The organism is Amycolatopsis rhabdoformis, from assembly GCF_035918295.1.
Taxonomy (GTDB): domain Bacteria; phylum Actinomycetota; class Actinomycetes; order Mycobacteriales; family Pseudonocardiaceae; genus Amycolatopsis; species Amycolatopsis rhabdoformis.
Window position 1 is genome coordinate 2,193,738 of record NZ_CP142149.1, and the last position, 11,258, is coordinate 2,204,995.

Consider the following 11,258-nt stretch of genomic DNA (forward strand, 5'->3'; position numbering starts at 1 on the left):
CAGTCGTCGCCGAGCACCACGCGGCGGAAGTCTCGAAAGCATCGCACCGCGCGGTCGCCCACCCCGCGACCATGCGGGTGAGCGGTCAGGGAGAGTCCGTTGTGGATCAGTCCGCGGCGCACCGGTGAGCGGCCGCAAGCCGGTTGGCGCGACGGGCACATCGCGGACGTCGTCGCCGAGCATGACGCGGCGGAAGTCACGAAAGCACTGCACCGCGCGGTCACCCACCCCGCGATCACACAGGTGAGCGGTCAGGGGGAGTCCGTTGTGGAGAAGTCTGCGGCGCACCGGTGAGCAATCGCACGCCGGTTGGCGCGACGGGTACATCGCGGCTGTCGTCGCCGAGCACCACGCGGCGGAAGTTACGAAAGCACTGCACCGCGCGCTCGCCCACCCCACGACCATGCAGGTGAGCGGCCGGGGAGAGTCCACCGTGGAGCAACCTGCGGCGCAAGGGTGAGCGACCGTACGCCGGTTGACCCGACGGTTTCCGTCGGGCCAACCGGTGCGGGCTATCGTCCGGAACTCTCCAGCGCCTGCGCGAACGTCGCTCCGTCCACCCAGGAGCCCAGGACGAGGGCGAGCCGGGTGAGGAACGCCGTGGGATCGGGAGTCTCGTCGAGGGCCGCGCTGAGTGAGAGCCAGACCCGTTCGCCGGGTGACTCCGGTGGCTCGGCCGAGTCGAGGCGGGCCGGCTTGCCCGGGGCGGTGCCGCGCACCAGTGCGGAGGCCAGGTCGGCGAGGCGGTCCCGGTCCTGTTCGGACACCCGGCACAGCACGAGCCGATCCGGGCGGACGACCAGCACGTCGCCCGGGCTGCCCAGGGCGGCGTCAGCGAGCTCGATCCCACCCCGGCCGGCCACCACGGTCTGCACGGGTTCCGGCGCGAACGCGTCGGCGAGCCGGGCGGAGATCGGGGCGAGCTCGGCCTCGCCGACGTCGACGCCGATCACGGCGAACCCGCTGCCGAGGTGCGCGAACAGCGTCGAAGGCCGGCCGCCGGGGAGGGTCACGGCCTGGTCGGCGAGAGGCGAGCCCGGGGCCAGGCCGTCACCGAGGGCGGCCGGCGGCCAGGTGAGGGGAGAGGTGAACGCGTGGGTGGCCGAGGTCTGCCGCGGGTCGATCAACGGGCGGAACTCCGGGTGGTGCACCGAAAGCGCGAGCAGCGCGTCGCGGGTGAGGGGGAAGCCGGTGCCTTCGGGGGACATGATGCGGGTGCTCTTCTCGGCCGCCGCGATGTTCTGCGCCCAGGCGGCGCGCCGTTCGGCGGAGTACGCGGTGAGCAGCCGGGCCTCGGCGGTGCCGTGGACGACCGCCGCGAGCTGCCAGGCCAGGGTGTCGGCGTCCTCCAGGCCGGAGTTCAGCCCGCGGACGCCGAAGATCGGCACGAGGTGCGCCGCGTCGCCGGCGAACAGCACGCGGTCGTGCACGTAGTCGTCCAGCGAGAGCGAATGGGCCCGGTACAGGCTCGACCACTCGAGCGTCCACGGCGAGTCGATGCCGAGCCACGCCAGGTGGCGGGTCACGCGTTCGCGGATGCGCTCGGGCGCGAGTTCGGCCTCGGTGTCCTCGTCGGGCCGGAGCTGGTAGTCGATCCGCCAGATGTCGCCGGGCTGGCGGTGCATGATGATCGTGGAGCCGGGTGAGCTGTCCGGGTCGAACCACACGCGGCGGCCGGTGGGCAGGCTCGCCGGCCAGTGGATGTCGGCGATCACGTACCGGCCTTCGTAGCTCGTGCCGCGCATCGACAGCCCGAGCAGCCGGCGCGTGTCGCTGCGGGCGCCGTCGGCGGCGACCACCCAGTCGGCCGGGATCCGATGCATCCCCGACGAGGTGTCCACCGACACCACCGCACTGTCCTCGGTGCACTTCACGTCGGCGAGCCTGACACCCCAGAGGAGTTCGACCCCCGGCGTCGCCTCGGCGGTGTCGACCAGCAGCTGTTCGAGCACGGACTGGGAGATGTTGACCATCGGCGGGTGCGTGTCGTGCTCGGCCTCGGGCATCTCGAACGCGAGCACCTCGTGGTCGCGGAAGAAGCTGCGGCCGACAGTCCACGGCAGAGCGTGGTCCTCGACCGCCTGGCCGGCACCGAGCCGGTCGAGGACCTCCAGGGAATGCCGGGAAACGCAGATCGCCCGGCTGCCGTGGGAAACGCCGAGCGCGGCCTCGACCACGCCCACCCGGATGCCGCGCCGGGCGAGCCCCACCGCGGTGGCGAGCCCCACCGGGCCGGCGCCGACGACCACGACCTGGTAGGCGGACTCGGAAGTCAAGCGCGCCACCGGGTACTGGCGTGGCCGCGGGTAATGCGGGGAGGGAGACGGGGCTGAAGGAGACGGGGCAGTCAAGATCGTTCCTCTCGGGACAGTCGTCCGGCCGTGACGCCGGGACCGGCGCCGAACTCCGTGCGCCGCACGGGACGGCCTTCGGCGAGCAGCTTGCGGGCCTTCAGGTGGTCGGCCGGCCGGTTCACCGACTCGACGCCGACGAGCGCACCGCCGCGGAAGCAGTACACCGAGAACGCCGGCTTGCCGGGATCACCCGTGACCACCGTGTCGTCGGTGCCGGTGGTGAGGCCGGCCATCTGCAACCGAGCGCCGTGCTGGTGGCTCCAGAACCACGGCACGGCCCCGTACGGAGCGGTGGCGCCGGTGGCGATCGCCTGGGCCACGTGCTCGGCCTGGTCCGTCGCGTTCTGCACGGATTCGAGCCGCACGGTGCTCACACCAGGTCCGGGGAACCGTGCGCAGTCGCCGATGGCGTACACGTGCGGGTGCGCTGTGCGCAGGCCGGCGTCCACCACGATGCCGTCGTCGACGGCGAGCCCGGCTTCGCGGGCCAGCTCGTCGCGGGCGGTGATGCCGATCCCGACCACCACGAGCTCAGCGGGCAGCAGGTCACCGTCGGAGGTGCGGACGGCGCGGACTTTCCCGTGCTCGCCGACGATCTCGGTCGCCTTGGCGGCGACCCGGACGTCGATCCCCCAGCGCCGGTGGTGCGCCAGCAGGACCTCCGCCGTGGTCGCCGTGACCGATCGGCCCAGCAGCCGCGGCGCGGCTTCGAGCACGGTGACCGCGGCGCCGCTCGTGAGGGCGGCGCCCGCGACCTCCAGCCCGATGAAGCCGCCGCCGATCACCACGACCCGGCGAACCGACGGCAGCAGCGCACGCAGGCGCCGCGCGTCGGCCAGCGTGCGCAGCGGGAGCACGCCGCCCAGGTCGGTGCCCGGCACCGCGAGGGGAACCGGGCGTGATCCGGTGGCGAGCACGAGGTCGGTCCAGCGCAGGTCCGCGCCGTCGCCGAACGTCACCACGCCGGCCGCGACGTCGACGGCGCGGACCCGCGTCCCGGTGCGCAGTTCGATGCCGTGCTCGGCGTAGAACGCGGCCGAGCGCAGCGTCGGCTCGGCCGGTTCCCGGTCGGTCAAGTACGTTTTGGACAGTGGCGGTCGTTGGTAGGGCAGGGGTTCCTCGGTGTCGACGAGCACGACCCGGCCGGCGTGACCGTGCTCGCGCAGGGAAGCCGCCACCTGCACCCCGGCCTGGCCGGCGCCGACCACGACCACGACCACGGTCATCGCTGGCGGTCCGGCACGGTGACCCGCGTGACCGTGCCGTCGTCGGGCGGCACCAGCTGGCAGCTGAGCCGGCTGAGCTCGGTGCGCTCGGCCGCCGTGCAGTCGAGCATCTCGTCTTCGTCGGCACTCACCTCGCCGAACCGCTCGGCGGCCCCCGGCTCGACGAACACGTGGCAGGTCGCGCACATCGCGTTGCCGCCGCACTCGGCGACGATGCCGGGCACATTCGCCTCGATCGCCGCCTGCATCACGGTGGTGCGGGGTTCGGCGTCCACCGTCTGCTCGGTGCCGTCAGTCAGCGCGTAAACGATCTTCACGAAGTTCTCCTCACGAGGCGGGCGGGTCAGACGTCCCAGCGGACCGGCAGGTCGAGCACACCGCGGAAGACCCAGCCGCCCATCCGCACGGGCCGGTGCTCGTCCAGGCGCAGGTTGCGCAGGCGGCGGAACAGCGTCGGCAGCGCGACCTGCCCGACCTGGGAGCGCGCCACCCAGGAGCCGAGGCAGAAGTGCGGGCCGCCGCCGAACGCGACGTGGGTCCGGTTCTCGCGCGCGAGGTCGAAGCGGTCCGGGTCGGTGAAGACCTTTTCGTCGCGGTTGGCGGCGCCGACCATCACGCCGATGCGCGAACCGGCCGGCACGGCGACGCCGCCGAGTTCGGTGTCCTGAGTGGTCATCCGCGGGTACATGCTGATCGGCGACACCCAGCGGATGCTCTCCTCGAACGCCGCGGCGAACCGAGTGGGATCGGCCTCGACCAGAGCGCGCTGGGAGGGATCGGACAGCAGCGCGTAGGTGGTGGTCGCCGTCGCGTCGCGGGGTTCGTTGAGCCCGCCACTGATGAACAGCCGGGCGTTCGCGCGCACTTCTTCCGGCGAAAGCGGGTCGTCGGCGTTGATCATGGAGGAGATGGCGGAGCCGTCGGGTTCCCGGCGCAGCCGCGCGGCCGCCTCGTCGACGGCGGCGCTCACCGCGTCGCGGGCCTGATCACTGCGCGCCCAGACGCCGGGGTCGTCGCCGTAGTTGCTGGTGCCGTTCATCATGTCCTGTGACCAGCCCGCGAGTTCGTCCGCTGTGGACCGCGTGAGCCCGAGGACCGCGCCGAGGGACAGGGAAGCCAGGGGCGCGGCGAAGTCGCGGAACAAATCCGCCTCACCACGCGCGTGGAACCCGTCGATCAGTTCGTCGGCGATCCGCTGGAAGATCGGCAGCCAGTGGGTGCTGACCATGCGTGGCCGCACCGCCGATTCCGCGGCCTTGCGTTCGCGCCGGTGCACCGCGCCGTCCTTGCGCAGCATGGTGTGGCCCATGGAGCGGTGCATCAGCGAGTTCGTCTCGTTCGCGCTGAAGATCTCCGGGTGCTTGTCGAGCGCGACCACTTCCGCGTAGCCGGTCACCATGAACCGGCCGGCCGCCGGGACCCACGCGACCGGGCTTTCGGCGCGCAGCCGGCGGTAGATCGGGTACGGGTCCTGCCAAAGGTCTTCGAGACTGACGGATTCGGCGACCGAGGAGTCCAGAGTCGGCATCGTTGCCCTCCCACGTCGAGGTGTGTGAGAGCGACCGTAAGTCGGGGCGATTCAGCGGAAAAGTACAAGTATCAGGGCAAGGACCTCGGATTTTCCGAAGTGTGGCCGGCGGCGAAGCGCAGGAACTCCCGGGCGCGCCGGCTCAACCGGGCGTCGTCCGGCCAGGTCAGGACGACCCGCACCGGATCCAGCACGGGGTAATCAGGATAGAGCGTGACCACTTCAAGACCCTCGTAGGTGACCGGCGACGAGGGCAGGGTGACCAGCAGCGTCCAGCCGAGGCCCCGCCCGACGAGGGCCCGCGCGGTCTCGAAGTTCACCGTGCGGTAGCGGATCGAGGGCCGGATGCCGGCCTGCGCGCACACGGCCAGCGCGTGGTTCGTGCTCGGCGGCGCGTCGAGCAGCACCATCGGTTCGGGTTCGAGGTCACGCAGATCCAGCGGTCCGCGGGCCAGGGCGTGGTCCGGGGGCAGCAGCACGTGGGGGACGCGCCGGTCGAGTTCGGTGCGCGGCAACGATTCGGGCAGGTCGAGGTCGTACATGATCGCCAGGTCGAGCTCGCCGTCGGCGAGCCGGCGGTGCAGCCGGTCCTGCGTGTCCTCGTGGAAATCCACGGTCACGCCGGGGTGCAGCCCGGCGAACCCCGACAGCAGCCGCGGCAGCGAGCTCGGCCCCAGCATCGGGTAGCAGCCGATGGCGAGCGGGCCGGTGAGCGCGGCGCCTTCGCCGGCCGTCTCCTCCTCCAGCTCGCGGGCCTGGTGCAGCAAGGCTTTCGCGAGCCGCAGCGTGGTCCGGCCCGAGGGCGTGAGCGTGACACCGTGCGCGCGCCGGCGCACCACGAGCTGCGCGTCCACCGCCCGCTCCAGCTCGGTGAGCGCCACCGACACGGCCGACTCCGCGACGTGCAGCCGCGCCGCGGCCGCGCGGATCGTGCCGGACTCGGCGGCCGTGACGAAGTACAGCAGCTGGCGCAGGGAAAACGAGGGCAATCTGGCGGGGTCCACTCCGAGAGAATGACACTCTCGCGCCGCGGTTGTCGCCGCCGCGACCACGAAGGGTGAACTTCCGGGAGTCACCTTTCGTGCACTGTCGCGCCGGCCCCGCCGGACCTACCGTCGGCTGACTTCCCGACGACGAGGAGCGGTGGATGAAAGCCCTGAGGTACCACGGCCGTGCCGACGTCCGCGTGGAGGACCTGCCGACGCCGGACCCGGCCGACGGCGAGATCCTCGTGCGGATCGCGACGACCGGCATCTGCGGCTCGGACATCCACGAGTACCGGGGCGGCCCGCTCGCGATTCCCCTCGACACCCCGCACCCGCTCACCGGCGACCGCGCGCCCGTGACGATGGGCCACGAGTTCTCGGGCACGATCGTGGCCCTCGGCTCCGGGGCCACCGGCCTGCGCGTGGGGCAACGGGTCGCGGCCAGCGCCGTGCTGCGGTGCGGTACCTGCCCGTCGTGCACCGCCGGGCACCCGCAGCTGTGCCGGACGCTGGGCTTCCACGGGATCAGCGGCGGGGGAGGGGCGTTCGCGGAGTTCGACGCCTTCCCCGCGTACCTGGCGAACCCGCTGCCCGACGAGATCTCCGACGAGGCCGGCGCCCTGCTCGAACCGCTGGCCACCGGGATCCACGCCGTCGGAAGGTCCGGGCTCACTCCGGGCCAGAGCGCGCTCGTGGTGGGAGCCGGTCCGATCGGGCTGATGGTCGTGGTGGCGGCGCTGGCCGCGGGTGCCGACCAGATCATCGTGTCCGAGCCCAGTCCCGTGCGGGCGAAGGCGGCGGCCCGGTTCGGCGCGACCGCGGTGCTCGACCCGAAGGCCGACGATGTCGTCGCCCGGGTCCGTGAGCTCACCGGCGGCCACGGCGTCGACGCGGCCTTCGACACCGCGGCCGCACCGACCAGCTTCGACACCGCGCTCGCGGCGGTCCGGCCGCGCGGGCACGTGGTGAACGTGGCGGTGTGGGAGAACCCGACTCCGCTGCAGCCCAACGCGTTGCTCTTCAGTGAAGCGACGATCACCGGGAGCCTCGCGTACACGCCCGCGGAGTTCACCCGGGCCGTCGAGATCGCGGCCGGCGGTGCGCACGACCTCGAGTCGATGGTGACCCGGTCGATCGCGCTCGCCGACGTGGTCACCCACGGTTTCGAGCGGCTCGCGGCCGATCCCGGCGCCGACATCAAGGTGCTCGTCCGGCCATGACCACCGCCGGCCGGATCCCCGCCGGGGGTCCGGCCGTCCCGTATGCTGACGCGCTGACGCGGGGGCGTTCACAACGAGGTGAGAGCGAATGCGCGAAGGTACGTCGTCGTTGACGGCCCGCGACTACGAGCGCGTGTTCCGGGTGCTCGAACGGGTGGACACGGCGGAAACGCTGACCGGGTTCAAAGCCGCGCTGCTCGACGCGCTCGGCGCCGAGCTCGGATTCCGGCACACGACCTTCTTCTCGGGCACGACCTACAACACGTTGTTCCAGGATCCCGAGCCCCTGCTCAACGGGCGCCCGGTCGCGCTGTTCCGCGAATACCGCACGGACTGGTGCGAGTACGACGTGTTCCGCCTGCCCGAGGCGCGGGCGGTTCTCGAACGCACCTTCGCGGTGTCGGCCGGCGAGCTCGGCGCGCTGCCGCAGCCGGCCCTCGACTACGTGGACCACTGGCTGGTGCGGCGCGGGGTGTCGAACGCCGCCGCGATGTGCCTCACCACGGCCGGCGGCCGCGCCCTGGTCGGCGTGTTCGGCGACGACGGGTCGATCGGGGCCAAGGAGATGACGGTGCTGCGCCTGCTCGGCCGCCAGCTCTCGGCGGTCGCGCGTGGTCTCCAGCCGGCCGTGCGGCCGCTCACCGTCGGGCACCGGTTGTCGCCGCGGCAGCGGGAGGTCGCCGAGCTGGTGGCCCGGGGGCTCACCAACTCGGCGATCGGTGCCACCCTCGCGTTGTCGGAGGACACGGTGAAGAAGTACGTGAGCCGCGTGCTGTCCGCGACCGGATGCCGGTCGCGGACCGAGCTCGCGATCCACGTTCGACGGTGAGCCGCGTCGGAATCAGGCGTACGGCCGGGTGTTCGGATAGTTGCTGATCTCCCAGCCGCCGTCCACGACGAGGCTCGTGCCGGTCACGTAGGCGGCTTCGGCGCCGGCCAGGAACAGGCACGGCCCCGCGATCTCCTCGGGGGTGGCCGGGCGGTGCACGGGGATCCGGTCGGTGTAGTCCTTCGCCAGTTCCTCGATCGCCAGGAACGGTTCGGTCAGCGGAGTGGTGACGAGGCCGGGGAGCACCGTGTTCACGCGGATCCCGTCGCCGGCCAGCTCCAGCGCCGCGCTCTTCGAGAAGTTCTCGATCCCGGCCTTGGCCGCCGAATACGCGCTGCCGCCGTACACCGGCACGTGCGCGTTGAGCGAGGAGACGTGCACGATCGCGCCGCCGCGCCCGGACACGCGCATCGCGCGGGCGGCGTGGCGGGTGGTGAGGAAGGTGCCCTTGAGGATCACGTCGACGGTGGAAAGCCAGTCCTGCGGGGCGATGTCCACGATCGACCCCAGGGTCACCGAGCCGGCCGCGCCGAACGCCGCGTCGAGCCCGCCGAAGCGCTCGGTGGCCAGGCCTACCGCGGCGGCGACCGCCGCCTCGTCCCGGACGTCGCCGGCGCAGGCGGCCGCGCGGGAGCCGAGTTTCCGCGCCGCCACTTCGAGTTTCTCCGCGTTGAGGTCGAAGAGGACGACCGAGGCCCCCTCCGCCACGAGCTGCTCGCCGATCGCGTAACCGATACCCGAGGCCCCGCCGGTCACCAACGCGACCTTGCCGGCGAATCGTGTCATGGGAGTTCCCTTCCGATAAAAGTGGTTGCGAGCACGGAGAAGCCGTCCGTCCGCAAAGGATCGCCAGCCCGCCGGGCGGCCGGTAGTGCACGAACGCGGACACCCGCACGGCACTTCGGTGCACTACGCCGCGGCGCGCCGGCGGTCGACGATGGCGACACGACGTCCACGGCGGCACCGCCGTGGTCACCGACACCGCCCGAGGAGAACCGTGAGCAGGCTGAAGTTCGGCATTTTCCTTGCCCCCGTGCACAAACCCGGCCAGAACCCGGCGCTGGCGCTGCAGCGTGACCTGGAGCTGGTGGAGCACCTCGACCGGCTCGGCTACGACGAGGCGTGGATCGGCGAGCACCACTCCGCCGGATCGGAGATCATCGCGTCGCCGGAGATCTTCATCGCCGCGGCGGCCGAGCGGACCCGGACCATCAAGCTGGGCACCGGCGTCACGTCGATCTCCTACCACAACCCGCTGTGGGTGGCCGACCGCATGGTGCTGCTCGACCACCTCACGCGCGGACGCGTGATGCTCGGCGTCGGCCCGGGGTCACTGCCCACCGACTCGTCGATGATCGGGCTCACCCCGACGCAGACCCGCCAGATCCTCGAGGAGAACCTCGACCTCATCGTGCGCCTGCTCGCGGGCGAGACGGTGTCGGCGAAGACGGCGACCCACGAGCTCGTGGACGCGCGGCTGCAGCTGCGGCCCTACTCCGAGGACTTCGAGATCGCGGTGGCCGCCGTCGCCTCCCCGACGGGCGCGCGGCTCGCCGGCAAACACGGGCTGGGGCTGCTCAGCATCGGCGCCACGCTCACGGCCGACGGCTTCAACGCGCTGGCCCAGCACTGGAGCGTGATGGAGGAACGCGCGGCGGCGTTCGGCCAGACCGTCGACCGCTCCGGCTGGCGGCTGGTCGGGCCGTTCCACCTCGCGGAGACGCAGGAGCAGGCCTACCGCGACGTCGAGCACGGGATCGAGCACTGGTTCGAGTACTTCAGCCACGTCGCCGCGTTCCCGCAGTTCGCGGTGTCGGGCGGGAACATCAAGGAGATGATCGATTTCATCAACACCTCGGGCGTCGGCGTGATCGGCACCGCCGAGCAGGCGCGGGCCCAGGTGCAGCGGCTGGTGGACCAGTCGGGTGGCTTCGGCAGCATGCTGCTCATGGCCCACGACTGGGCCACCCCGGAAGCGACGCGGCACTCCTACGAGATCTTCCAGCGTGACGTCGCCCCGCACTTCCAGGGCCAGGCACAGCCGACGCTGGACGCGGCGGCCCGGGCGCGCGAGGTCCGGGAAGGACACGCACAGGCCCAGCTGCAGGCCGTGGCGCACATGACGGAGAAGTACGAGCAGGAAAAGTCGGCGAAGAACTGAACCGGGGAGGCCGCACGTGATCGTCACGATCACCGAGGACGCCGTCGGGCTCCGCGACGGACACGACCTCACGCGTCTGCACGTCGAATCCGCGACCGCCGGCCGCGCCGCCGACGCGGAACGGCTCGAGGCCGCCGGGCTCGGCCACGTGCGGGAGGACGGTGACGTGCTGCTCGACGTCGCCGTGCTCCACCGCCTCGTGAGCACCACGGTGGAGGCCGATCTGCACACGGCGTGGCAGGGGATGCTGAGCTACGCCGCCCGCAAGGGGTGGACGGACCCGGACCGGCGGTTCCTGCGGGCGCACGTCGAGCGCGTGCCCGAGGACCGTGCCGATCCGCTTCTCCCGGAATCGACTGGCCCGGAACCGATTACCGCGGAACCGATTCCGCCGGACCGGTTCCGCGCCGTGCTCGGGCACTACGCGAGCGGGGTCACCGTGATCACCGGTGCGGCGGCCGACGGGCCGGTGGGGTTCAGCTGCCAGTCGTTCTCCGCGCTGTCGCTCGACCCGCCGCTGGTGCTCATCCTGCCGGGCAAGGGGTCCACGAGCTGGCCGAAGATCCAGGCGACGGGCCGGTTCTGCGTGAACGTGCTCGCGGCGGAACAGGAAGCACTCTGCGCCGGGTTCGCCCGGTCGGGCGGGGACAAGTTCGCCGGCGTCGAGCACACGCCCGGAACGCTGGGCGCCCCGCGCCTGGCCGGTGCGTGCGCGTGGATCGACTGCGAGATCGGCACGGTGTCCGAGGGTGGCGACCACCTCGTGGTGCTCGGCCGGGTGCACGCGCTCGACGCCGACCCGGCGAAGGCGCCGCTGATCTTCCACAAAGGACAGTACGGAAAGCTCGCCTAGGTCGTCCGGTCGGGCGGACAAGTGAAGGCCTCCGGTTCGGAGAGCTGCTCAGTGAGCCGCTCCCCGGAACCGGAGGCCTTCGCGTTATGCCCCCCCGCCCA

General features: G+C 72.1%; 11 protein-coding genes. 5 read left to right on the forward strand and 6 right to left on the reverse strand.

What is annotated here, in order from left to right:
• The first annotated feature begins 99 nt into the window (after positions 1–99).
• A complete protein-coding gene (locus tag VSH64_RS10270) occupies positions 100–294 on the forward strand; it encodes a hypothetical protein (protein WP_326835296.1) in 195 nt (64 codons plus the stop codon).
• Between the two features lie 218 nt (positions 295–512).
• Here VSH64_RS10270 and VSH64_RS10275 read toward each other — a convergent pair whose 3' ends face one another.
• The 5 genes from VSH64_RS10275 to VSH64_RS10295 all read right to left on the reverse strand — a co-directional run bounded on the left by VSH64_RS10275 (position 513) and on the right by VSH64_RS10295 (position 6,112).
• On the reverse strand, positions 513–2,285 hold the full coding sequence (locus tag VSH64_RS10275) for an FAD-dependent monooxygenase (RefSeq protein WP_407655640.1): 1,773 nt from the start codon (positions 2,283–2,285) through the stop codon (positions 513–515).
• 62 nt (positions 2,286–2,347) lie between these two features.
• Positions 2,348–3,580 (reverse strand): NAD(P)/FAD-dependent oxidoreductase, encoded by a 1,233-nt coding sequence (locus VSH64_RS10280; RefSeq protein WP_326835298.1) that lies wholly within the window; start codon positions 3,578–3,580, stop codon positions 2,348–2,350.
• The gene (locus tag VSH64_RS10285) at positions 3,577–3,897 is read right to left on the reverse strand and encodes a 2Fe-2S iron-sulfur cluster-binding protein (RefSeq protein WP_326835299.1); all 321 of its coding nucleotides are present in this window, start codon (positions 3,895–3,897) and stop codon (positions 3,577–3,579) included. Before VSH64_RS10285 ends, VSH64_RS10280 begins: the two co-directional genes overlap by 4 nt.
• Positions 3,898–3,923: 26 nt before the next feature.
• Complete coding sequence (locus VSH64_RS10290; protein WP_326835300.1) at positions 3,924–5,108, reverse strand: cytochrome P450; 1,185 nt, start codon at positions 5,106–5,108, stop codon at positions 3,924–3,926.
• A 71-nt stretch (positions 5,109–5,179) separates the two neighbouring features.
• Positions 5,180–6,112: a LysR substrate-binding domain-containing protein gene (locus tag VSH64_RS10295; RefSeq protein ID WP_326835301.1), complete on the reverse strand. Its 933-nt coding sequence runs from the start codon at positions 6,110–6,112 to the stop codon at positions 5,180–5,182.
• Between the two features lie 143 nt (positions 6,113–6,255).
• Between VSH64_RS10295 and VSH64_RS10300 the strand changes: the two genes are divergently transcribed.
• Together VSH64_RS10300 and VSH64_RS10305 are read left to right on the forward strand one after the other, a co-directional pair.
• Positions 6,256–7,314 carry a 2,3-butanediol dehydrogenase gene (locus tag VSH64_RS10300; protein WP_326835302.1) on the forward strand — a complete coding sequence of 353 codons (1,059 nt, stop codon included), beginning with the start codon at positions 6,256–6,258 and terminating at the stop codon, positions 7,312–7,314.
• 88 nt (positions 7,315–7,402) lie between these two features.
• Positions 7,403–8,143 carry a response regulator transcription factor gene (locus VSH64_RS10305; RefSeq protein WP_326835303.1) on the forward strand — a complete coding sequence of 247 codons (741 nt, stop codon included), beginning with the start codon at positions 7,403–7,405 and terminating at the stop codon, positions 8,141–8,143.
• A 12-nt stretch (positions 8,144–8,155) separates the two neighbouring features.
• On the opposite strand, the gene VSH64_RS10310 is transcribed toward VSH64_RS10305, so the two are convergent.
• The gene (locus VSH64_RS10310) at positions 8,156–8,929 is read right to left on the reverse strand and encodes an SDR family NAD(P)-dependent oxidoreductase (protein ID WP_326835304.1); all 774 of its coding nucleotides are present in this window, start codon (positions 8,927–8,929) and stop codon (positions 8,156–8,158) included.
• A 211-nt stretch (positions 8,930–9,140) separates the two neighbouring features.
• Here VSH64_RS10310 and VSH64_RS10315 point away from each other — a divergent pair, with 211 nt between their 5' ends.
• Both VSH64_RS10315 and VSH64_RS10320 read left to right on the forward strand, forming a co-directional pair.
• The gene (locus VSH64_RS10315) at positions 9,141–10,304 is read left to right on the forward strand and encodes an LLM class flavin-dependent oxidoreductase (RefSeq protein WP_326835305.1); all 1,164 of its coding nucleotides are present in this window, start codon (positions 9,141–9,143) and stop codon (positions 10,302–10,304) included.
• 16 nt (positions 10,305–10,320) lie between these two features.
• On the forward strand, positions 10,321–11,157 hold the full coding sequence (locus tag VSH64_RS10320) for a flavin reductase family protein (RefSeq protein ID WP_326835306.1): 837 nt from the start codon (positions 10,321–10,323) through the stop codon (positions 11,155–11,157).
• Positions 11,158–11,258: the final 101 nt, after the last annotated feature.